This is a genomic window from Streptomyces populi (assembly GCF_002911015.1).
GTDB classification, from domain to species: Bacteria; Actinomycetota; Actinomycetes; order Streptomycetales; family Streptomycetaceae; genus Streptomyces; species Streptomyces populi.
Window position 1 is genome coordinate 1 of sequence record NZ_KZ626882.1, and the last position, 23,818, is coordinate 23,818.

The following is a 23,818-nucleotide window of genomic DNA, read 5'->3' on the forward strand; positions in this document are numbered from 1 at the left end:
TCCCGGGGGACCGATCGTCTTCCCGGCGACCGAGCAGTTTCTGCTGTCCCCCGACGGCTCCGGTGTGGCCGGGGAACAGGCCGTCGACGTCGTCCTGCTGCACGGTGAGATGCGGTCCTACGGCCAGGGCGCCGCGCTCCGCCTGCCCGGCAGCGCGCGGTCGATCCTGCCCGAGGACGTGGACCACGCCGTGCGCCGTCTGTGCGAACGACGCCGGCAGCCACCGCCGCTGCTCGTGCTGGACGCGCTGCCGCAGGAGACCGGGGAGAGCGGTGAACCGCAGTTGCGCGACCTGTTCGCCTTCCAGCTGTACCTGCTCGGCTACGTTCCGACGGTGTTGGTGTGCGGGCCCGTGTCCGCCGGCCCGGACGGCAGCCGACGGGGTGCGCTGAGCCAGGCGGTCGGTTTCGGCCGGACCGCGCATCAGATCGCCGAGCGGCTTCAGCGGTTCGCCCCGAGCCGGGGGCAGGACGGCACGGCCGTGCCCCGGGTCCGGTTGCTGTCGCACGTCCCCGTGGAGGAGATGTTCGGGCTCGGGCTGCTCTGACGGGAGCCGACGGGCCCGTCAGAGCAGCCCGAGCCCCAGCACCAGGAGGAAGAGCAGGGCGGTTCCCGCCGACAGCAGCACGACCACGCCGAAGAGGGCCTTGCCGAGCCGCAGGAGGTCCTCGGCCAGCCCGGCGCGGACGTCGGCTCCGCCCGACGCCTCGTCCGCCGGGCCGTCGGCCCGGGCGGGGCGGGGTGCCCGCGGCCGCCAGATGCGGTTTCCGCCCTTGCCGTGCGTCGACGCCGGCCGGCCGGGCCGCGGAGGGATCCGGCCGGGTGTCCGCCGGGAGGCCGCCGGTTTCCCGCCGAGCGCGTCGAGGAGCGCGCCCTTGCCCAGGGCGATGAAGAACGCGTGGTGGACGGCGAGGTCGCCGTGTCGGTGCTCGGCGTACATCCGCTCCACCACCGACCGGAGCGGTTCCCTGAAGCCGGCGGACGCCTCCTGACGCAGAAAAGCGGCCCAGGCGAGGGCTGCGGGCTGCCGGGACAGTGCTTGCCGGACCAGCAGCTCGTAGAAGAAGGCGAAATGCTTCGTCTCCGTCTGCCGTCCGCGGCCCGTCCGGCCCCGCTGTTTCGGCAGTCCGAGCCGGCAGCCGATGGCGGTCACGGCGGCGGCGTCCGCCTCCTCGTCGGTCCATCCGTCCGTGCGGAGGCGCACCTCGCTCACCAGGCGTCGCCGTTCCTCGTGGCCGTGTGCCGTGAAGACCCGCTGGACCAGAGCGTTCACCGGAGCGAGCCTGGTCTCACGGTCGGCGACCGACAGCGATCCCGCGACCGGTGGGTGGGTGAATCCCCGGGTCAGCGGAGGCGTCGGCGGTGCGGGGAGGAAAAGGGAGTCGCCCGGTCGCCCGGCCTCCGCGCCGCCCGCGGCCGACGACGCGTTCCCGCCGGACGTCCGGTCCGGCACGGGGTGTTCGTGCGGTTCGGCTCCGGTGCCCGTCGGCTCCGGCCCCCGGCCGTCCTGCCGCGCCGTCGCCGTGCCGTCCGGCCCCGGCGGTGGCCCGGCGAACGATGCCGCCGTGCCGATGCCCTGCCCCGGGAACGGCTCGCCGTGCGCCACCGGGTCCAGCTCGTCGTCCAGGGCCCGGTTCGCGTCCCTGGCGATGTCCTTCGCCCCCGGCTCCGTCACGGCGGTTCCGCGGGGCAGCGCTTTGTGCGGAGTCATGTCCGACGCCACGGCCAGTGTGGTCCACAGCGTCTGGACACGCCGGACGGGATCCATCCCGTGCCAGTCCTGCCGGCTCTTCAGGAGGTCGAGCCCTTCCCGGCCGTACTTCTGGTAACGGACGACCAGCGCCTCAGCCATGCCCCGCACCGTCGAGTCGGGCGTACGCTGCCCGCCCAGCCGCAGCCTGCCGTAGTCGGGGCTGCCCTCGTGCGGCCAGTTCCGCAGGACGATGACGCGATAGGAGCGGGACTCCGCGGACTCGAGTGTGGAGAAGAACCAGGGGTCGGGAAGCAGGGGGGTGAGAAGGTCGACCAGCCCGAGCAGCACGGCCCGCGGCCGGTCGCCGACCTGGGCCGTGGTCAGGGACAGCCGCCGGGACGGCTCGGCCAGCAGCGCGGCCGTCATGTCGCACAGGACGCCGGTGTGGTCGGCGGAGCGCACGACGTCCCGGAGCCGTTCGGCGCCCTGGCGCGCCTTGTGCGCCAGGAGGAAGCCGTCCACGCGGTCGAGCCGTTCGTTCAGCCCGACCCGGGTGACCTCGTCGCCCAGCGGCCAGTCGTCGTGGTCGAGGCCGAGGGCGAGTTCGGCGCCGAACTGCCCCGCGGGGGCGATCAGCGCCTGGCTGAACAGGTTGCCGCGCTGGAGGTCGTCGAGCACGACGACCCTCCGCACGACGAGTTCCTGCCCGGACGGCAACCGCTCGTAGGCGATCGAGTCGGCGGGGGAACCCGCCGGGCGCAGAACCGGGCCGGCGTCGTTGAAGAGGGCGACCGCCCGGTCCACGGAGAAGGAGGAGGCGACGGGACCGAAACCCATGTTGTTCGACGGGTTGTCCGGATCGTAGGCACAGACCAACTGGTCGACGTCGTCGTTCGGGACGATCACCTTCTCATACCCCCCTGAGCTGGGAGGCGGGATGCTCCGAGGGCTCCAGCAGACCCCACATCTGGAAGACCGACAGCAGCGGTCCCAGGACGCGCCGGGGCCGGATGCCGCCGGCGAAGGCGGTGGCGGGAGAACCGGCCCCGCCGCTCGACGAGCTCGTGACGGCCGGTGACATGCCGGTGGCCGACACGAAGTGCAGCGTGCAGCGCCGGCACTCGGTGAACGGACGCAGCCACGGGGTGGCCTGATGATGTGCCAGGAAGGCGTACACGTCCTGGCTCTCCTCGAAGACCAGCTTGGGGTCGGGAGCGCTCACCGGACGCGCCTCCTCCCGCAGCCAGTGGTCGATCGGCGGCTCGAAGCGCAGCACGTCGCACTTGTTCAGGACGATGGCGGTCGGCACGTCGCACAGGCCCTCCCGGCGCGGCAGCCGGTCCAGCACGGTGGTGAAGGTCGGGTCGGCGATGCCGGTGTTCTGCGGCCGGATCCCGGCGGCCTCCCGCGCCAGGGTGAGCTGCCGCAGCCGCAGGGCCCGGAGCGCGTCGACGACGAAGATGAGCGCGTCGACCCCCAGCAGGAACTCGGTCACGTTTCCCGGCAGGTGCAGCGATTCCCCGGCGATGTCGAAGAAGGCCACCGGGCGGGTCCGCCCGCCGACGGTGACCAGCAGCGCGTCGGTGAACTCCACGAACTCCGTCGGCGTGGTGGCCGGCAGGACCCGTCCGGCCTCCAGTTCGTTGACCGCGCGGGCCAGGAAGGCGTGGTGCTGCGAGCTGTTCACCGAACGGCAGCGGATGCCCAGCGAGTCCAGACCGCCCCGGCCGATCTCGGCCATCATGGCCGCCAGCAGGTGCGTCTTGCCGGTTCCCGACTGCCCGACGAAGGCCACCGTGAAGGGCTTGCCGTGCAGCAGGTACGGAACGGGCAGGAAGTGCGGCTGGGCGCTGCCGTTCGGGCACTTCAGGAAGGCGCGGTTCAACTGGTCCTCACGGCGGAGGTCGTTGGGCTCGGAGGCCGGATCCCACGCCGTGAGTTCATTGGTGCGGGGATCCGGCAGGAAGAGCCGGCTCCCGTCGAACCTCAGATCCTGGAGGCAACTGGGGCAACGCGTGAAGTCCGCGGTGCGTTCGCCGAGGGTCACCTGATCCACTATCCGCCATCTCCCGCTCTGCGCCCGCCCGTGCCCCAGCGCCCCGGACCGGGCCGCTGCTTCTTCCGCCCCCACCCCGACCCGAACGTCTCGGGCTGCTCCGGTCCGGAGTCCGTCCGCGACACCGTGGCCGGTGCCGGCGTGACGGGTTCCTCGTCCCGGGGGACGGCCGGCCACGCCGAAGGCCCTTTGACGGCCAAGAGCTGCGCGAACCGGCTCCGGCCCTCGAGCAGGGGGTCCGAGGGCCGTCCCAGGTCGTCCCACGGGTCCGTGGCCGCCACCCGGCGCAGCATCGTCCTGGCACTCGGCCGGTCCTGGGCGCGCTCCGCGAAGACGTCCTTGAGCAGGTCGTCCCGCGCGGGTCCGGCCAGCGGCGGGATGCGGCTGCCGGTCGGCTCGCGGGAATGGGCCACGAAGTAGACCAGCTGACCGGCGCTCCAGATGTCGTCGCGGGGGTCGGTGGTACCGGTTCCGGCGCGCTGCTCGGGCGACGCCCAGGGCAGCGAGCCGATGCGCTGCCTGGGACGGCCCGCGCGGTCGGCGGTGCCGAGGTCGGTGAGCTGTACCCGGTTGCCGTCCCAGCGAACCGTCGCCGGGTTGATCGACCGGTGGACGAGCCCCGCCCACTCCAGCAGCCGCAGCGCGCGGAACAGGCTGCTCTCGAACTTCTTCTGCTCCATCGACAGGACCAGCCCCCGGGCGATGTCCGCGGTGGTCTGCGCGGCACGCGGGGGATCGAGCAGCAGGAAGGGCTCGTCGACGTCGATGGCGTACCCGGCCAGCCTCGTGAACTCGGCCGGATAGGCCACCTCCTGGAAGGCCCGGATCAGGGTGAGACCCGCACGGATCTCGGCCTCCAGCGCGTCCACGCTCTCGGCACGGGCGGCCTGCGTCGGCAGCAGCCGCTTCTGAAGGAAGGGCCTGCCGTCCTCCAGACGGACGGCACGGGTACGAAAGCCGGATCCGGGCTGATGGGGTTCGTCCACCTCGTAGTGGAGCACCCTGACCCGTTCGGGCATGCCGGAGGAATCGACGAAGGACAGGGTCTCGTTCATCCCGCCACACTCCGGGGGTCGCTCGGGTCCAAAACGCTCGGCGCCATGCCCGCTAGCCGGTCTCGCCGGGCGCGTGCGCCGCCGGAGGGGCGGCCGGCGTCTGCCGTGACGTCCCGCTCGTGTCGGCCTCCTCGGGCCATACGGTCCGTACGGCGCCGGTCGACAGCGGTACGAGCCGCAGCAGCCCCGCGAACCGGCCCGATGCCGTCCAGACGATGTCGGGGAGCGCCGCGGGGTCGGGCGAACGGTCCACGGTCCAGCCGTCCCCCGGCACGGCGCCCGCGGGACGCGGCCGGTCACCGGGCACCTTTCCGGAACCGGAGACGTCGGCCAGGGCCTTCCAGAACGCGCCCTGCATGGCATGGGGCACGAAGCCGAACCCCTGGGACGAGCCCGGGGCGCGGTCGAGCACGCGCAGCTGATCGGGCGAGCACAGTTGGAGGGCGTCGTCCCTGCCGTCACGTCGCAGGACGTCGACGATCCGGCGGAGGTCCACCCCGACCAGGGTGGCCGGGTCCGGGCGTCCGGCCGACGCCGAGGCGAAAGGGGGCGTCGGCGTGGTGCCGACCTGCGCCAGATGCTGCTGGAAGACGCGCATCAGTTCGTCCGTGCGCGCCGCCACGGGAAGCCCGGCCGCACTGGACGGGTCTCTGAGCACCACCTCCCAGTACGGGGCGAGGACCTCCGCGACCAGGTCGGCCATGTCCCCCGCGAGCGTGGTCTGTAGGGCCAGGCCGGCCTGGCCGACGTACTCCACCGCCTGGGTACGGCCGCCCCGGCCGCCCGCCGGACTGGTACCGCCGGTGCGCGGTGGCCCGTCCTCCCAGGCCGGACGCGCCCGTCTGCCCAGCTGCCCGGCGAATTCCGTCAGGGTGGTGCACACGGCCTGCACCAGATGCGCGAGTGCCCTGGCCTGGTCCGACGCGCCGGCGCGGGCGTCGGCGAGCAGCCAGTGGCGCAGCACGCCCCGGTCGAGCACCTCGCCGAGCCGCTCACCGGCCTCGGCGGCCTCCGCCAGCCCGCTGTCGGTCCGCCACCGGCCCAGCGCCGCCGCCCACAGGGCCCCCGCGGCCAGTGCCGTCGCGAGCAGCGCCAGGACCAGCAGGGGCACGTCGGCCCACGCGGGGACGCCGGCCGAGCGCAGTGCCAGTCCCGCGGCACTGCCCGTCAGCCAGATTCCGGCCAGCGCGCCCGCGGTGACGCGGGGAACCGCGGCGGGCGAACCGGCCGTACGGACGGCTCCGGCCGCCAGCAGCGCCAGGACCAGCAGGGCTCCCCAGATCCCCAGCGGGCCGGCCGCCGCCGCGAGCGCGGCGACGGCCGACCACGCCCCGGCTCGCACGATCCGGACGCCGAGGGACGGCGGAGGAGGATCGACGAGGGTGTCGAGCAGCGTGTCGGGACAGACGCGACGCAGCCGGTCGAGTTGCGCCGCGCTGCCCGCGGGGACCGACCGTTCGGCGAAGTCCCGCAGCCAGGAGACGATCTCGGGCAGGGGGCGGCGCCGCCGCAACCGGGTGGTGACCCGCTCGCGCAGCTCCGCGCCGATCTCCTCCGGACGGGTGCCCTGCACGTGCGGAAGCCGGATGCCCATGTGCGTGAGGTGGTCCCGGCCGTCCGCGTCGAGTCCGGCCCGCCCGTCCGCCCACTCGAAGGTCTGCTCGATGACGTCGCGGTAGTCGGCCAGGGCGTGGCCGGCTTCTCGCACCGACTCTCCCAGGGCGGCCAGGTGGGCCGGCGGCGCCAGCAGTCCCCGCCAGCCCGTCATGCGGGTCAGCCGGTCGTCGGCCTCGGCCAGCCGCTCCACGCACCGCCAGTGCGCCTGCCGCAGCAGGCTGTCCTCCGGGAGGCAGTCCTCCAGCGCGAGGTCGTCGGGAGCGGCGTAGCCGGCCAGGACGTCGAGGACACCGCCGGGGGCGGACCCCGTCCGCAGGTCGTCCGGCAGCGACACGCATTCGTTCACGGCCTGCAACTCGGTGCGGATGAGGTCCTCGTCGGGCACCTCGTGCACCAGGAGCCGCAGCGCGGGGCTGGCCACCGCCGACGGCAGCTCGCCCAGGGTGGACACGGTCTCGTCGAACACCTCGGCGACCTTGAGGAGGTCGATCAGCGGCTCGAGACCGGTGATGTCGTCCGCGGCGATGTCGGCGTCCGTCAGGGACAGCGACCGGCCCTGCCCCGGCCGCCAGCCGATGCCGCGGACGTCGCCCACCCACAGGGTCGCCGCCATGGGGGGCCGCAGCTGCGACGGCAGGTCGAGCACCCGGCCGTCGGGGCCGGGCAGCTGCCCCACCGCTAGGCACAGCAGGGTGGACACCAGGGCGTTCGAGCACAGCCGCTCGTAGGCGGCGTGGTGCTGCAGGAGCGATCCGACGGTGTCGATGACGAGGACGCGGGAGACGTCCGCCGACCGTACGTGCGCGTCGCGCATCGCCTCGCGGAAGCGTTCGTCCAACGAGTCCGGATCCATCACGTCGTCCAGCTCGTGGCGCAGATCGATGCAGACGACGAGCCGGTCGTCGGCGGGGCCGTTCATGGCCGCTCTCCCCGGGGGTCTTTGGTCAGGTCGGTGCCGGCCGTGAACCGCAGGTCGGCCACCGGCGGCGCGTACGGTGCCGGAACGGCGCGCAGCGACTGGTCGAGTTTGCGCAAGGTCCAGTTCGACATCCTGTGGGCCCGTGGGAAGGGCATGTCCAGGGCACCGGGCAGGGTCTCGTTCCAGAACACGGCCAGGTCCTCGTACCCGGCCGGCCGCTGCCCCTCGGCCCGGCCGGAGAGCCGCTCCAGGAGCTCCTGCTGCTGGGGGAGCACCTTGTCCACCAGCGTCCGGAACAGTCCGTGCGGGGCCACGGGCGAGTTCTCCAGGCCGAACGGCACCGTCCCCATGAGCTGCTCGCAGAAGGCGTTCCGGATGCCGCCGCCGTCCTCGGCGAGGGTCCACGCCTCGTACGCCCGGAGCAGGTTGCCCCAGCTGGACAGGGCGCCGCCGGGCGGATCCAGCGGGCAGACCATGGCCGCCGAGTCCCGGTCCTGGAGCCCGATGCGGATCCGGCGCGGACTGGTGACGTCCCCGAAGACCTGGATCTGGTCGTTCCACATGGCGCACAGCAGGCGGTGCAGGATGTGCCGCCGGTCCGCTTCCGTGCCCATCAGGAAGTCGTAGGCGTACCCGAGCCGCTGACGCCACCGCAGGTGGTCGCCGGGCTGCTCCGCGGCCAGCGCCTCGGACCACAGGGTGAGTGTCTCGCGTACCTCGGGCACCTCCGTGAGGCTCATCGCGCTGCGGAAGAGCACGACGGTGATGGACTCCGTGGAGACCGGCCGGAACTCGATCTCGCGTTCGCTGTCGCGTGGCAGGCGCATCTCACGTTCCAGGAACTTGCGGACCGCGGCGTCCGTGGACGTCGCCGGGTAGACGATGAGGACCTTCAGCCGGCCGCTGCCCTCGGGGGAGAACCCCACCGGCAGCAGTGAGGCCAGTTTGTGGCGGCACTGCTCCACCGCCTCGTCGCCGACCCGCCCGCCGCCCCCCGCCGCGGCCTCCGCCAGCAGGGTGCCCAGCCGGGGCAGCAGCGGTCGTTCCTCGTGGTCCCCCGGCTCCACGAAGAGCCGCTTGACGCGGTGCTGGAGGATGTCCTTGACCACCTGCACGGCGCGCCGGGCGTCGGTGCGGACCTCGGCGAAGGCGTTCCTCCACTGCTCCGGGCCGACCAGCCGGCCGAGCAGGTCCCGTTCGTCGTCGGTCTCCCGCAGCCCTTCCGCCAGCAGCAGGCGGTGCACCACGGCGTCGTAGAAGGAAGCGAGATCGACCTGCGGCGGCAGCAGGTACGAGACGCCCGTGCGGGGCCGGTACAGGTGCCGGGTGCGCTGCCGGAAGGAGGCGTGCTCCTCGTCGGCCTGGTCACGGAAGCCCTCGACGAGGGCGACGAGTTCGGACTTCACCCCGGCCAGGGCGCGGTCCCAGCGACTCGCCTGGTCGGCCCAGTGCCGGTGCCAGGTCCGCCGCGACTCCCACTGGTACCAGTCGTCCTGCTGCTGGAGGAGGGCCACGACCTCCGGATCGGTCCACTTGGCCTTCATCAGGCCCGGCATCCGGTCGCGGACACCCCCCGGGGACGGCGGACCGGCCGTGAGACCGGGCGGGCGTTCCGGCTCCCGGCGCCGGTTCTCCAGCATGCCCACGAAACCCGTGCGTTCGAGCCGGTCCCGGGCCCCCGGGTCGCCGAACACCACGCGGTGCACTTCCGTGACGTCGCAGCGGCCCAGCAACTGGCGTACGCCGCGGACCGGGTCGAAGCCCGCGGCCAGTTCGGCCACCTGCTGACGGAGATGGCGGTCGAGGTCGCCGAGAGCGTCCTCCATCGCCGCGCGGCGCGTGGCCAGCGCGTCCTGGATCGCGCGCGCTCCGGTGGCGGGACGCGGTTCGTTGAAGGGGAGGGAGGCCCGGTTCCACACCGGCTCGATGTTGGAGGCGGAGAAGAGCTCGCGGACGATCTCGCGGCGGACGCCGTCCGACGGCCGGGGGGCGGCCTCCTGCCGGCGCAGCGCGGCGGCCAGCAGCCGTGCCGCCACCAGTTCCGCCAGTTCGTCGACCGGGACGGTCATGGAGGCCACCAGGCTGGTGGACACCCCACGGTGGCCGATGCCGGTGGGCGCGGTGGCGGCCCGTTCCACGTTCGTGTTGATGAACGAGTCGGCGAACGACTGGTACAGGTGGTCGCTGTCGTGGGTGCGCCCGTCGTCGTCGCCCAGTTCGGTGCCCAGCAGCGACATGACCAGGGACACCACGCTGCGGTGCAGATCCTCGCGCTCGATGCCCGAGGTGCGGCTGAAGAGGAACGCGGTCTGCGCGGTGGACGGCCGCAGATGCACGGAGAGTCCGCCGGGGTACTCCAGCCGCTGCCGGTCCTGGACGCCCACGTCGTCCAGACTGTCGTCGGCGTCGGGCGCGTTCTGCTCGTCGACCAGCCGGAACAGATCGACGAGGGCCCGGCCCGCGTTGAGGCGCGCGGCCCGGCCGCCGCCCCGGCCGTCGTCGAAGGCGGAGGGCATCAGCACCAGGGGGTAGATCTTCACCCGGTGGTGGGCTTCCTCGAAGGCCTGGCCGATGAGGTGGAGGTAGTCGTAGAAGAGTCCCGACCCGGTGCCGCCCGCCACCGAGAACGCCACGAACACGTCGCAGGTGTCGGACAGACTGCCCCCGAGCGACGTCAGGTCTCCCCCGGACTTGCTGATGAGCGAGATCGCCTCGCGTATCGGGCCCATCGCCGCGCCGAGGCCGCTGCGGAACGTCTCGAACAGCGCGGCCCGTCCCACGGTCGGGAGCTGGCCGGCGCCCCGGATCAGCGGGGCGATCCGCGGCTCCCCGGGCCGTGGCGGCAGCCAGCCGCACAACGGTCCCGGCAGGTTGGTACGCAGACTGCGGGCCACCTCGGGATAGGAGTCGAACCGGGGCAGCAGCCCGAAGGTGGCGCGAGAGGTCCGGCTGTACGCCGCCTTCAGCGATCCCTCCGCCCTGGTGTGCGGCAGCCGGTTCAGCTCGGCCTCGTTGAGGTCCGCGTACACGAACTGCAGACAGTCCGGCAACTGGTACGGCAGCAGCTGGCGTCCCCGCAGCACCGGATGGAGGGCGGTGCCGTCCGGCCCGCACAGCGCCTCCCTCAGCCGGTTCTCCAGCTCCGCGCCGATCAGGCACCCGGTGCCCCCGAGGCCGACGAAGAGCATCGGCTGATAGATCTTCACTGGGATTCACCTCGTGAGGAGAGGGGGGCCGCGGGGGTCTTGCCGGTCCGGGGACCGGTGGTGGGCGGGGAGGCACGGACGGCGTCAGAAGTCGTCGTCATAGGGCCGCCGCGCGGTGAGGGTCGGCCGGGAAGCCTTCGGAGCGCCGTCCCGGGCCTGCCGCAGCCGGTCCGCGGAACCGGAACGCCGGTCCTGGACGCGGCCCGCCGTCCGGGCCGCGCCACGCGAACGGGCCGCGGGACGATGGTCGGCGAAGCCGAGGAGCAGCCCGTCGGCGACGGGCGACCGTCCGCCGCGCGGGAGCGGGACCCGCGTTCCGTCCGCGAGCCGGATCGCGAGCCCGCCGTCCGCGGAGCGGCGTACCCGGGACCGTCCCGCGGAGCTGTCCAGCAGCAGCCGGTGCGAGCCCCCTGCCACCGGCCGCAGCGTGAAGCCGAACTCGGCGCCCGCGCGCGCGGGCGCCCGCAAGCGGCTCAACTCGGCGTCGTCCCGGTAGAGGATCAGCTGGATGTCCGAGGTGTCGCGTGCTCTGCGCCGGTCCTGCCGACGCAGGGCCAGCACCGTCAGCAGAGCCAGGACCAGCGCGGATCCCGCCCCCACGGACGTCGCGTTGCGTTCCAGGAACGTGGCGGGCGGCACCACTTCGACGGTCACGAAACTCTGCGCGACCAGCCGGCCGGACGCCTGGTCGCGCAGCTCCAGCCGCCCCGGCACGGCACCCGGCCGCGCGTTCTCGCCGAAGGCCAGACCCAGGGGGACCCGAGTGACCGCTCCGGGCCGGACGGTCAGCGCCTGGGGACGGACCGTCAGGTCCTTGTCGGCGGTGCCGTCCACCCAGGCCAGCCGAAGACGGTGCGCGGCCGAGTCGGAGTTGCGCAGCTCGAGGCGTCCGGTGGCGGTGCCGCCCGGGTTGACCTCGTGGTCGTCGAGGACGATCGCGGCCGTGAGCCGGGGGGCGGCGGCCACCGCCTCGGTCACGTAGGGGCGCTGGTCGCCGGCGATGCCCTCGCCGGCCATCACGCCGACGAAGGTGAGCGCGCCGGTGGCGGTCTTCGGCACGGTGATCCGTGCCGAGAACTCGCCGTCGTGGGCCCGGTTGTCGGGTCCCCGGCCGTCGTCCGCGAGGGCGACGGTGCGGGTCGCGAAGCCCCGGCCCGTCAGCCGCACCGCCACGTGGATGCCGGCCAGCTGGTCCTCCTCGGTGAGGACGACGCCTTTCCTGGTCTGGAGCGTGACCCGTGCGGTCACCCGTTGCCCGGGCTGTGGTGTCGGCGGGTCGACGAGGATGTACGAGCGCAGGAGTCCCTGCCAGATCGCGGTGGCGGTGATCCGCTGGGCGGCCGCCCCGTCCAGCACCTGTACGTGCACGCGCCAGGTGCCCGGGTAGGGGTTGCGGATGCGCAGGGCCTCCACCGGGCCGGACTGGCCGACCCGTTCGAACGACGAGCCGTACGCGCTGCCGTGCGGCGGCACCTTCCGTCCGCGCGGGTCGTAGTACGTGACGGCGACCGCGTCCGCGTCCGGTTTGACGACCTCGAGGGAGCCGTCGGTGGCGACGGACGGGATCGTCACCTTCAGGTCGGCGCCGGACGTGACGTTCTCGACCGTCCGGCTCGGTGTCGTACGGGCACAGCGAGCGCCCGCGAACGCGGCGAGCAGCACACTCGCGACGTCCGAGGAGTCCGAGGTGACCCGTGCCGTGGGACGGGCGGACGGAATGTCGGCGCACCGGCTCCGGTAGCCGCCCGCGGCCAGTTCGGCCAGTTGGGATCTGTCGACGCCCGATCCGAAGCCGAGGGGCCAGATCTGCACCTTCTGCGCACGGGCCTGGGCGACCTTGTCGGCGAGCGCCCTGCGTCCGTTGACGTTGCGCGAGGAGGCGTTGCCGCCGTACGCCGGGCTGGCGCTGACGTCGAGTCGTCCGTCGGTGAGCAGGAAGACGACCTTGGGAGTGCCGTCGGCGCCTCCGGCCAGAACGGACAGGGCCTGTGCCAGAGCGGCCGGGAAGTCCGTGCCGTTCCCCTCGCGTTCGCTGCGGCGGTGCAGTTTCGCCGTGCACGAACTCAGCTGCTCGCGGCCCACCGTGTCCAGCCGGGTCAGGGGACAGACCGTGTCCACCGGTGTCTGGCCCCGGCCGGTCACGCTGCCGAAGCCCAGCACGGCCGCCCGGGAGTCGTCGGACACCTCTCCCAGTGCCAGGAGCGAGGCCGCGGCACGCTCCGCCGCGACGTCGGAGTCGGACAGACTCCCCGACTCGTCGACCAGTACCACGAAGTCCACCGGTGCCGGTGCGAGGCCCGCCGGATCACCGGCGGCCGAGGACGGCGACTGCAACAACGCCAGAACGACGGCGCACACGGTGGCGACGGCGTGCAACCGGAGCACGGTCCGGAAGAGCTTCGGGCGCGGTGAGGCCCGTAACGCCGGATCCGGTGTTCTCGGCGGACCGCCGGAGGCGCCCGTCCGCATCGGTCCACCCCCCTGGCACCCCGCGACATCCCGTAGGCGGTAGTTGTAGCACCGCCCCGAGTCCTCCCATACGTCACTGATCGAAGGAGGCGAAGTGTGACGTCTTCCCGTCGAAAATGACCTGTCCGGATCGGTGGAATCGCTGTACGAGATCCGTATCGGCGGGTGGGGATCCCGGGCCCGTGACCCCCGAAGCCCCCTTCCGGCCCGTTCCCCTCGCGTACCGCCGACTTTCACGCGAGCGACAGGGGACCCTTTCCTGATGTTCGGTGCGCTTGGAAAACTCCCTCGCGCATGTTCCGTCAACCTCCGGCCGAAGGGCCCGTCAGGACAAGGGGTCACCGCTCATGTCTCAAGTGAATCGGCGCAGGTTCTTCCAACTCGCGGGTGGGACAGCGGCGTTCACCGCGCTGTCCGGCAGCGTCCAGCGCGCGGCGGCGCTGCCCGCGCACCGCCGTTCGGGCACGATCGAGGACGTCGAGCACATCGTCGTCCTGATGCAGGAGAACCGTTCGTTCGACCACTACTTCGGCTCGATGAGAGGCGTCCGGGGTTTCGGCGACCCGCGTCCGGCCACCACGACGGGCACCAGGCCGGTCTGGTACCAGTCGGACGGCACCAAGGACGTGCTCCCCTTCCACCCGGAGGCGGACGACCTCGGTCTCGCGTTCCTCGAGGACCTCCCGCACGGCTGGAACGACGGGCACGCCGCGTTCGACAAGGGCAGGTACGGCAAGTGGGTGCCCGCCAAGTCGGCCACGACGATGGCCTATCTGACGCGTGAGGACATCCCGTTCCACTACGCGCTGGCCGACGCCTTCACCGTCTGCGACGCGTACCACTGCTCGTTCATCGGCTCCACGGACCCCAACCGCTACTACATGTGGACGGGGTACACGGGCAACGACGGCAAGGGCGGCGGCCCGGTCCTCGGCAACGACGAGGCCGGGTACGGCTGGACGACGTACCCGGAGCGGCTGGAGGCGGCCGGCGTCTCCTGGAAGGTGTACCAGGACGTCGGTGACGGGCTGGACGCGAACGGCTCCTGGGGCTGGATCCCCGACGCCTACCGGGGCAACTACGGCGACAACTCGCTGCTGTACTTCAACCAGTACCGCGACGCCCGGCCGGGCGATCCGCTGTACGACAAGGCCCGTACCGGCACCGACGCGCGCAGGGGCGAGGGCTTCTTCGACCGGCTCCGGGCCGACGTGCGGGGCGGCACGCTGCCGCAGATCTCCTGGATCGCCGCCCCCGAGGCGTTCTCCGAACACCCCAACTGGCCCGCCAACTACGGCGCCTGGTACATCTCGCAGGTGCTGGACGCGCTCACGTCCGACCCCGAGGTGTGGAGCAGGACGGCGCTGTTCATCACGTACGACGAGAACGACGGCTTCTTCGACCACCTGGTGCCGCCCTTCCCGCCGCAGTCCGCGGCGCAGGGCAGGTCCACGGTCGACGTCGGCCCGGACCTGTTCGCGGGCGACGCGAGTCATGCCGCGGGACCGTACGGGCTGGGCCAGCGGGTGCCGATGCTCGTCGTCTCGCCCTGGAGCAAGGGCGGTTACGTCTGCTCCGAGACGCTCGACCACACCTCGATCCTCCGGTTCATGGAAGCCCGGTTCGGGGTGCGCGAGCCCAACATCTCGCCCTGGCGGCGCGCCGTCTGCGGTGATCTCACGGCCGCCTTCGACTTCGCCCGCAAGGACGCCGGGCCGGTCGCGCTGCCCGCCACCGACGGCTACCGGCCGCCGGACGGCGACCGCCACCCCGACTACGTGCCGACCCCGCCCGCGAACCCGGCCCTGCCCCGGCAGGAGCGCGGCTCGCGCCCGACCCGCCCGCTCAAGTACGCCCCGCACGTGGACGGTTCGGCGGACACCGCGGCCGGGACGTTCACGCTGACCTTCGGCTCCGGCCCCGAGGCCGGCGCGGCCTTCCTCGTCACCTCCGGCAACCGCACGGACGGCCCCTGGACGTACACCACCGAAGCGGGTGCAACCGTCTCGGACACCTGGAACTCGGCCTTTTCGGGCGGCTCGTACGACCTGACGGTGCACGGCCCGAACGGCTTCCTGCGCACCTTCAGGGGTGGGGGCCCCGTCGCGGGACCCGAGGTCACCGCCCGTCACACCGGCTGCGACCTGGAGCTCACCCTCGTCAACAAGGGTGCCGCCGCGGCGACGCTCACGCTCACGAACGGCTACGGCGGACGATCCCGGGTCTTCCGGGTCAAGGCGGGCGCGACCGTGAAACACACGGTGGACCTGCGGGCGAGCGCCCGCTGGTACGACCTGAGCGTCGTCTGCGACGGCCGGGCGGGCTTCTTGCGGCGATTCGCCGGACATGTCGAGAACGGCCGGCCCGGCGTCAGCGACCCTGCTCTCGTCACCGTCTGACGGGTCCCCGATCGGCCGTTGATTTCCGGCCACGTCACGGTAGGGTGCCCCGGTGACCACACATTCGAACACTCCTGCGGGCTGGTATCCGGACCCGAACGGAAAGCCTCAGACCCAGCGTTACTGGGACGGCTCGCAGTGGACCGACCAGGAGGCTCCGGCCGCACAGCAGGTGCCGCACCAGGGCGCGCCGCCGCAGCAGGCGTTCCCCCAGCAGGCCGGCGCGCCCGACCCGCGCGTCCAGCAGCAGGTGCAGCAGCAGGCGGGAGTGGCCCCGAGCGGTGTCGGCGGCGGCACGCTGTTCACCGAGCCGGTCCTGGTGGTGAACCAGAAGGCCAAGCTGATCGAGCTGACCAACGAGTACAAGGTCATGGACCAGCAGGGCAACCCGGTCGGCTCGGTCGTCGAGGTCGGACAGGGCGTGTTCAGGAAGATCCTGCGCTTCGTCTCCAGCCTGGACCAGTTCCTGACGCACCGGCTGGAGATCCGTGACGCGCACGGTGCGCCGCAGCTGCTGCTCACGCGCCCCGCGAAGATATTCAAGTCGCGGGTGGTCGTGACGCGTCCGGACGGTTCGCCCGTCGGCGAGATCGTGCAGCAGAACATGATCGGCAAGATCAACTTCGCGATCAACGTCGACGGCCAGAAGGTCGGTGCGATCAAGGCGGAGAACTGGCGCGCCTGGAACTTCGCGATCGTCGACCAGGCGGACAACGAGGTGGCCCGGATCACGAAGACCTGGGAAGGCCTCGCCAAGACGCTGTTCACGACCGCGGACAACTACGTCCTTCAGATCCACTTCCAGCTCCCCGAGCCGCTGTTGAGCCTCGTCGTCGCGACGGCGCTGACCGTCGACACGGCGCTCAAGCAGGACTCCCGCGGGCTGGGCTGACCGGCCACGGTCGTGAGGAAGGGCGGTCGCGGATCTCTCCGCGGCCGCCCTTCCCGTCGTTCGTCCTCGCCCGTCCCGTGCGCGGCCCCGCCCGCCGACGGAGGCGGACCGCCCGCTCCGGTGCCGAAGCGGACCGTCCGCTCCGGCGGTGGCGTGAACCGTCCGCTCCGGAGGTGACGGGCGGTCGCGTCTCCTACAGCGAGGTCAGATGGCCCGAGCCGGACTGACGGGGCACCATCGAGGGTTCGTACGCCGCCGGTCCGGACTCCAGCGCCAGCACCGCGGCGACCGGGTGGTCGTCGTCCGCCGGGCCGTCCGGGGGAGCGGCCGGCCCGGGTGCCGAACGGGACAGCGTCGTCACGCCCCACGCGGCGGTCGACGCTCCCGCGAGCGCGAGCAGCAGGCCCGCCGCGCCGCCCTGGAGGTGCTCGTCGAGCAGGGACAGCCCGATCGCCGCCGCGGCCAGCGGGTTGGCGAGCGTCACGACGGCCAGCGGGGCGCCGAGTCCGCCCTGATAGGCGGTCTGCGACAGCAGCAGTCCGCCCGCGGAGAAGACCGCCACGAGCAGGGCCACCACGACGACCTGCGCGCTGAGCGGCGAGTCCGAGCGGTCCGTCGCGGCCACCGTCACGGTCTGGGTGAGGGCCGAGGCCACGCCCGAGGCGAACCCGGAGGCCGTCGCGTGCCGCAGTCCCGGCCGGGCCCCGCGCGCCAGTACGCCGATGACCGCGGCGGTCGTTCCCGCGACGGCGAGCGCCTGCGGCAGGCTCAGCGCCTCGTCCGGCGCGGACCCGGACGCCGTGACGAGCAGCGCGGCCAGACCGGTCAGGGTGAGCGCCGTGCCGCGCCACTCGGCCGCGCCGACCCGCCGTCCGGCGACCCGTGCGCCCAGCGGGACGGCGGCCACGAGCGTGAGCGCCCCGAGCGGCTGGACCAGGGTGAGCGTTCCGTACCTGAGGGCCGCCACGTGCAGCAGCGCGGCCGAGGCGTTCAGCGTCACCGACCACCACCAGGCCCCCTGGGCCAGCAGGCGCAGCGTGCCGGTGTCCGGGCCGGCCGACCGGGCGGCGAGCCGTTCCTGCGCGACGGCCGCGGAGGCGTAGGCGACGGAGGAGAAGAGGGACAGGACGACGGCGACGAGCGTCGGGTTCACCGTCCCGCTCCCACGAGTCCGGGCAGATCCCGTCCGGACGTCCCGGCGGACTCGCGGCCCCGGCGCCGTCCCGGGACCTTCTCCGTCCGGTGCGGCGGATGGACCACGGCGAGGGCGACGCAGAGCAGCCCGGTCGCGACGATCGCGTCGAGCCAGTAGTGGTTCGCGGTGCCGACGATCACCAGCAGGGTGAGCAGGGGATGCAGCAGCCACAGCGCGCGCAGGCGGGACCGGGTGGCGGCGATCAGGCCGATCGCGACCATCAGGGCCCAGCCGAAGTGCAGTGACGGCATCGCCGCGAACTGGTTCGCCAGGGCGTCGGCCGCCGGGTGCGCGCCGTACACCGTGGGCCCGTACACCCGCCCGGTGTCGACGAGCCCGGTCTCGGCGAGCAGTCGCGGCGGTGCGAGCGGGAACGCGAAGTGCCCGGCCAGGGCGGCGGCGGTGACCAGGACGAGGACCCCCCGGGCCCACACGTAGTGCGTGGGGCGCCGCAGGTACAGCCAGCCCAGGAAGGCGGCGGTGGCCGGGAAGTGGACGGCCGCGTAATAGGTGTTCGCGAGGTGTACGAGCGTGTCGCTGTGCAGCAGCGCGGCCTGCACGGCGCCCTCGTCCGGCAGGTGCAGGGATCGCTCCCAGCCCCGGACGAGGTGGGCGTCGGCGAAGGCGTCGTCGGTACTGCCGGCGGCCGCCAGGCGTCCGGCCTTGTAGACGACGAAGAGTCCGGCGACGAGCAGCAGCTCCCGCAGCAGCGGCGGGCGCGCGACGGTGCCGTCCGGGTGTGGGTGCGGCCGTGAGCGCGCGGCCGCGGGTACGGCCGCGTCGGGCGGCTCCGGTTCTGACGCGGTCCCGGATGCGGGACCCGCGGGCTCGGTTCGGGAATCCATCCCCGGCCCCCTTGCTGACGGTCTGGTGTCGTGAGGTACGTGGTGAGCCCGGGACAGGATCCGCCCGGCTCCCCGCGGGGGAGGAGCGGGTCCTGTCCGAGACTCATCGATACGGCAGTGTACCGATACGGTCGTGTACCGATACGTAGGTGTACCGATACGCTTGTGTATCGATACGGTTGCGTACCGGTACCCTCGCGTATCGATTACACTGAGCGCAAGACCGCACCGGCGCCGGCCGGAATCGAGCGAGGAGAAGCGCCATGACGTCGCAGGCCGCGGACGGACCGGAGACGGTCGTCGCCTCGCGCCGCTCCAAGATCACGCCCGAGCGTGAGCAGGAGTTCTACGACGCCGTGCTCGAACAGATCCGGGAATGCGGCTACGAGGCGCTCACCATGGAGGGCGTCGCCGCCAGCACGCGGTGCAGCAAGTCCACGCTCTACCGGCAGTGGAAGACGAAGCCCCAGTTCGTGGCCGCCGCGCTGCGCAACAACCGCTGTCCGCGGTTCACGGGGATCGACACCGGCTCGCTCGCCGGGGACCTGCGCGCGGCGGCCAGGGCCGCGGGTGAATGGTCGGCCCGGGACAGCACGCAGTTGCTACAGGGCCTCGGCAACGCCGTGATGCAGGACAAGGAGCTCCAGCAGGCGCTCCGCGACGCGCTCGTCGAACCCGAGGTCGCCGAGCTGCGGCAGATGATCGGCCGTGGTGTCGAGCGCGGCGAGGTCGACGCCGGTCATCCCGCGCTGGAGTTCATCCCGGCCCAGATGCTCGGTGTCCTGAGGGTGCGCCCCCTGTTGGACGGCCAGTACGCGGACGCGGCGTACCTCACACGGTTCGTGGAGGCCGTCGTGCTGCCGACGCTCGGCCTCACCTGAGTCTCAGGCCGCCGTCCGTGGGATGACCGGACGCCGGCCTGTACCGCGCCGCACCGTGGGGACGGGGGCGGCGCGCACCCCCCGGCCGGGTGGGGTTCTCCTTGAGCGGAGGGGAGTTCCACCCGGCCGGTCCATTTCCGGCCCGGGGCCGGGCGGGGGCGCGAGACGGGCGTTCTAGACGTTCTGCCCGTTGCCGCCCGCTCCGGGCGCCGCCTTGATGCCCTTGGTGATGGTGTCGATGACCGACTGCCGGGGGGCCTCGGAGCTGATGTCGACGCCGAACCGGACGACGACCAGCGAGGCGGGGTCCGCGGGGGAGGGGAAGACGAGCGATTCGACGTAACCGTCGTCGCCCTTGCTCGTCACGACCTTCCAGCGCACCAGGTAGCCCTTCTCGCCGGCCACCGTGACCGCCTTCGAGGCGAGCTCCGTGTGCGAGGTGATCGAGCCGTAGCCCTTGCCGTACGACTCGGTGGCGTTCTTGGAGATGTCCTCCTTGGCCGCCGCCTCCGCCGTCGTGGACTTCAGCTTCTGCGCCTTCGCGGGGGCCGAGTAGGCGCCGCCGCGCTGGCAGTCCTGCGAGGTGTCGCCGGGGCACTTGTAGGTGTCCTTCGTGGACACGGAGGCCGTGCCCGCGCCGTTCCGGCCGGTCCAGCCGTCCGGCACCGGGATGCTGATGCCGTTGTAGACGTCCGTGGCGTAGCCCGGGTCGGTCTCCGGTTGCTCCGACCCGCCGGGGGCCGGGGTCTGCCCGCCGGAACCGCCGGAACCGTCCGAGCCGCCCGGACCGCCGGGCGCTCCGTTCGGGCCGCCCTCCTGGCCGCCGGGTCCCCCCGGACCGCCCCGGCCGTCCGGCCCGGCGGAGTCCTGGGAGGCCGCGCTGCCGCCGCGGCCGTCATCGCTGGTCAGCGCGTAGACACCGCCGCCGATGCCCGCGAGGACGGCGACCGCCGCCGCGACCGCTATGCCCGTGCGCAGCCCGCGCCGCGGGCTGCTCGGGGCGTACGCCGGATAGGGGCCGGCCCCCGACGGGTATGCCGGGTGTGCCGGGGGACCCCATGCGGCCGCCGACCCGACGGGGCGGACCTGGTCCGTCCATGCCTTACCGTCCCACCAGCGCTCGGTGGTGGGAGCGTCACTTGTCTGCCCGGGGTCGGGGTACCAGCCGGGGGGAGTCACCTGCGTCATGGGCCCACCGTATGAGTCCCGGGTGAAAGGCTGATGAGAGGGTTCCCCCGGAGCGCGCCGGGAGGTGCTCGCACCCCTCCTCGAATCTGACGCGTGCATGTCGGTGGGTGGGGGTCGTCCAGGGCCGGGCCGTGATCGGGACCGCCTCCCGTCCGGTGCCTCCGTCCGGCCGGACGGCCGAGGGGCCCACCGGACGGATGAAGAACGCCAGTGCCAAGAGTGCGTACGCCTCGCGCGCCGCCCGGACCGGTCCGCGCCCCTCGCGGGTGAGGAGGGGCGGACGGGGGGCGGCCGTCGCGGACGGCGGGCCCGAAGGGCTCGACGGGACGTCCGTGACGTCCTCGGGCGGGGCTCCGTGGGAGCGCGGGAAAGGAGGGCGTGCAGGTCACGGTCGTGCGCGGGGGCGCCCGTGCCGGTTCTTCCCGGGAGGGCGCGCGGGTCGGCCGACCCGCGGTCCGGCGCGGCGGGCGAAGGAGGAAAATTACCTTCATTTTCCCGGTAGTTGACTGTCCGTCACTTCCCTTCGGCGCCACCGGGTGTTCGGCGGTACCGCCGTCGCGGGACCGCCTTCACCCGTCCCGGCAACTGGTGCCGGGTCCCGCCACCGTCGCGGCTTCCAGGAGGCTAGGCTCGTTGCAGTTACGTCGTTCGGGCGACCTGGGGAGGTAACGGGATGACGGAGGTACGGCCCGGAGCGGTCGCCTCGGCTTCCCTGTGGGAGCGCGACGAGGAGGTCGCCGCTCTCGAAGAGGCGATCACCGCGCTGCGCGCGGACTCCGCGACTTCGGGCACCCTGCTGGTGCTCAGCGGAGAGGCGGGGCTCGGCAAGACCGCCCTCCTGGCCGAGGCGCGCAGGATCGCGGAGAGCAACGGCTGTGCCGTGTGGTCGGCGCGCGGCGGCGAGACCGTCACGTCCGTCCCCTTCAACGTCGTACGGCAGTTGCTCCAGCCGGCCCTCCTCTCGCTGCTCCCGGAGGAGGCGCGCGAATACCTGGGCGACTGGTACGACATCGCCGGGCCCGCCCTCGGCATCGCCGAACCGGTTGACCGGCAGCCCGATCCGCAGGGTGTCTGCGACGGTCTGGTCGCCGCGGTGCGTCGGCTCGCGAAGCGGGAGTGGCCTCTCGTGCTGCTCATCGACGACGCGCACTGGGCCGACCAGGAGACCCTGCGCTGACTCGCCGCGTTCGCCGAGCGCCTGGACGACCTGTCCGTCCTCGTCGTGATGGCCCGCAGGCCCGGCGGGGTCGGCGGCGAGAGCGCCCGGCTGCTCGACGCGGTGGCCGCCGCGGGCCGTCCGGTCGCCACCCTGACCGCGCTGACCCCGGCCGCCACCGAGGGGCTCACCCGCGCCACGCTCGGCGAACACGCCGACGCGCCGTTCTGCCGCGAGGTGTGGGCGGTCACCGGCGGCAACCCGTACGAGACCGTCGAACTGCTCGCCAAGGTCCAGGACAGCGAACTGGACCCGGTCGAGGGCTCGGCCGCCGAACTGCGCGACCTGAACCGCTCCGCCCGCGGCCGCGGACTCGTCGCCCGCCTCGAAGGCCTCGGCATCGACGCCACCCGGTTCGCCTGGGCGGCCGCCATCCTCGGCACCGGCATCTCCCTCGACCTCGCCGCCCAACTCGCCGGAATGCCGGACGACGAGGCCTCCCGCTGCGCCGAACTGCTGGGCGCCGCCCGCATCCTGACCGCCGTCGGACCCACGAACGGCCGACACCAGGACGGCGAGCTGGAGTTCGTGCACCCCCTGATCGCCACGGCGGTCTACCGCTCCATCCCGGATGCCCTGCGCACGGCGATGCACGGTCAGGCGGCCTGGGCGGTCACCGAGTCCGGCCGCGGCGCGGCCGCGGCCTCCCGCCATCTCCTCGAAGTACATCCGGACGACGACCCCGAACTCGTCGAGCAGATGCGCGAGGCCGCCCGCGAGCACCTCGCCGTCGGCGCCCCGGACGCGGCCCGGCGCTGCCTGGAACGCGCCCTGAAGGAGCCACCCCTTCCCGAGGTGCACGCGCGGGTCCTCTACGAACTGGGTTGCGCCACGCTCCTGACCGCACCGGCCACGACCATCGGCCACCTGCGGGCCGCGCTCGAGAGGCCCGGACTCGAGGACACCGAGCGGGTCGACGCCGTCTTCCGGCTCTCCCAGGCGCTGCTGCACAACAACCAGCTGGACGAGGCCGTCCGCACGGTCGACGCCGAGGCCGAGCGGCTGGAGCCCGGACCCGCCCGGATGCGGCTCCAGGCCGTGCACTACATGTGGGAGGGCATCCACGCGGGCGAGGAGCGCGCCGGACACTCCACCGGTCTCGCCGAACTCGTCACGACCTGCACGGGGCGCGACAACTCCGAGCGCGCGCTCCTCATACTGCGCGGCTTCGACGCGATGACCCGCGGCGAGAACGCCGAGGAGGTCGTCGAACTCTGCGACCGCGCCCTGGTCAACGGCCGCCTCGCACCCGGGCTCGCCTGGACCGACACCGAGTGGGGCGTCGAACTCCTGCTGATGCTGGGCAGCGCGTACGCCTACACGGACCGGCTGGACCGGGCCGAGAGCCTGTTCAGCGAGGCACTGCACGCCTATGTGAAGGCGGGCTGGAGCGGCGGTCACCTCTCCCTGGCCAACGCCTACCTCGGACTCGCCCACCGCAGGCGGGGCCGCCTCGCCGACGCCGAGCACTACCAGCGCGAATCGCTGCGGCTCGCGGAGCGGGTCGGCCGCGGGCTGCCCCTGTACTGGTCGGCGACCTGCGGGCTCATCGACACCCTGCTGGCCCGCGGGCACGTCCAGGAGGCGGCGGAGATCGCCGAGCGCTACGGCTTCGCGCCTCCCTACCCCGCCACGATCGTCCTTCCCGACACCCGCTCGGTGCGCGGCCGCCTGCTGCTCGCCACCGGCCGCGCCAAGGAGGGCGTCAACGAACTGGAGGCGGCGGAGAAGGCCGCGGCGGCCCGCGGCCACCACAACACGGTGCTCGCGCCCTGGGCCGTCGACCTCGCGCGGGCGCTCGCCAACGAGGACCCGGCACGCGCCGCCTCCCTGGCCGTCGACGCCCGCCGACAGGCCGAGCGGTTCGGCACCGACACGGCCATCGGCGAGGCCCTGCGGTGCGCCGCCGCCCTCGAGACCGGACAGCGCGCGGTCCGGCTGGCGGCCCAGGCGGTCACCTATCTGGAAGCCTCTCCCTGCCAGTACGAACACGCGGCGGCCCGCGTCGAGTACGGCATCGCGTCCCGCTCGGTGACGGAACTGAACAAGGGCCTCACCCTGGCGCGCACCTGCGGCGCGGACGGTCTGGCGACGAAGGCGGAGGCGGCGCTGGCGGGCCTGTAGCGAGAGGCAGGCGGCCCGCCTCCGCGGTGATCCGCCGGCCGGCGCCGGTCCACACCTGCGGGC

The 23,818-nt window shown here is 73.1% G+C and carries 13 protein-coding genes and 1 pseudogene; 5 read left to right on the forward strand and 9 right to left on the reverse strand.

The features are described from left to right. Nucleotides 1–547 (forward strand): hypothetical protein (locus CW362_RS22065; protein ID WP_162684177.1); only part of this gene is annotated, 547 nt, incomplete at its 5' end. An 18-nt stretch (nt 548–565) separates the two neighbouring features. Here CW362_RS22065 and CW362_RS22070 read toward each other — a convergent pair. The 6 genes from CW362_RS22070 to CW362_RS22095 all read right to left on the reverse strand — a co-directional run bounded on the left by CW362_RS22070 (nt 566) and on the right by CW362_RS22095 (nt 12,931). Then, nucleotides 566–2,599, reverse strand: coding sequence for a hypothetical protein (locus CW362_RS22070; RefSeq protein ID WP_103551245.1), 2,034 nt, complete (start codon nt 2,597–2,599; stop codon nt 566–568). Nucleotides 2,600–2,603: 4 nt separating this feature from the next. Then, a complete protein-coding gene (locus CW362_RS22075; protein ID WP_162684178.1) occupies nt 2,604–3,740 on the reverse strand; it encodes an ATP-binding protein in 1,137 nt (378 codons plus the stop codon). A gap of 8 nt (nt 3,741–3,748) precedes the next feature. Continuing rightward, the gene (locus CW362_RS22080) at nt 3,749–4,804 is read right to left on the reverse strand and encodes a protein kinase family protein (protein ID WP_103551247.1); all 1,056 of its coding nucleotides are present in this window, start codon (nt 4,802–4,804) and stop codon (nt 3,749–3,751) included. Between the two features lie 52 nt (nt 4,805–4,856). After that, nucleotides 4,857–7,340, reverse strand: a complete 2,484-nt coding sequence (locus CW362_RS43405) for a hypothetical protein (RefSeq protein ID WP_103551248.1) — start codon at nt 7,338–7,340, stop codon at nt 4,857–4,859. Beyond that, nucleotides 7,337–10,546, reverse strand: coding sequence for a tubulin-like doman-containing protein (locus CW362_RS22090; protein WP_103551249.1), 3,210 nt, complete (start codon nt 10,544–10,546; stop codon nt 7,337–7,339). The genes CW362_RS43405 and CW362_RS22090 overlap by 4 nt, the downstream gene beginning before the upstream one ends. An 84-nt stretch (nt 10,547–10,630) precedes the next feature. Then, nucleotides 10,631–12,931: a vWA domain-containing protein gene (locus CW362_RS22095; RefSeq protein WP_162684179.1), complete on the reverse strand. Its 2,301-nt coding sequence runs from the start codon at nt 12,929–12,931 to the stop codon at nt 10,631–10,633. A gap of 431 nt (nt 12,932–13,362) precedes the next feature. On the opposite strand from CW362_RS22095, the gene CW362_RS22100 reads away from it, so the two are divergent. After that, a complete protein-coding gene (locus CW362_RS22100) occupies nt 13,363–15,414 on the forward strand; it encodes a phosphocholine-specific phospholipase C (RefSeq protein ID WP_103551251.1) in 2,052 nt (683 codons plus the stop codon). 52 nt (nt 15,415–15,466) lie between these two features. Continuing rightward, entirely contained in the window at nt 15,467–16,306 is an 840-nt protein-coding gene (locus CW362_RS22105; protein ID WP_103551252.1) for an LURP-one-related family protein, read from the forward strand. Nucleotides 16,307–16,499: 193 nt separating this feature from the next. Here the strand turns inward: CW362_RS22105 and CW362_RS22110 are convergent, their stop codons facing one another. Together CW362_RS22110 and CW362_RS22115 are read right to left on the reverse strand one after the other, a co-directional pair. Next, complete coding sequence (locus tag CW362_RS22110) at nt 16,500–17,459, reverse strand: DMT family protein (RefSeq protein WP_103551253.1); 960 nt, start codon at nt 17,457–17,459, stop codon at nt 16,500–16,502. Continuing rightward, nucleotides 17,456–18,346 carry a phosphatase PAP2 family protein gene (locus CW362_RS22115; protein ID WP_103551254.1) on the reverse strand — a complete coding sequence of 297 codons (891 nt, stop codon included), beginning with the start codon at nt 18,344–18,346 and terminating at the stop codon, nt 17,456–17,458. Before CW362_RS22115 ends, CW362_RS22110 begins: the two co-directional genes overlap by 4 nt. A 263-nt stretch (nt 18,347–18,609) precedes the next feature. On the opposite strand from CW362_RS22115, the gene CW362_RS22120 reads away from it, so the two are divergent. Then, nucleotides 18,610–19,227, forward strand: coding sequence for a TetR/AcrR family transcriptional regulator (locus tag CW362_RS22120; RefSeq protein ID WP_103551255.1), 618 nt, complete (start codon nt 18,610–18,612; stop codon nt 19,225–19,227). Between the two features lie 174 nt (nt 19,228–19,401). Here CW362_RS22120 and CW362_RS22125 read toward each other — a convergent pair whose 3' ends face one another. Further along, nucleotides 19,402–20,415: a DUF2510 domain-containing protein gene (locus tag CW362_RS22125; protein WP_103551256.1), complete on the reverse strand. Its 1,014-nt coding sequence runs from the start codon at nt 20,413–20,415 to the stop codon at nt 19,402–19,404. Nucleotides 20,416–21,088: 673 nt separating this feature from the next. On the opposite strand from CW362_RS22125, the pseudogene CW362_RS22130 reads away from it, so the two are divergent. Further along, nucleotides 21,089–23,755 (forward strand): annotated as a pseudogene (locus CW362_RS22130) (ATP-binding protein). The last annotated feature ends 63 nt before the right edge of the window (nt 23,756–23,818 follow it).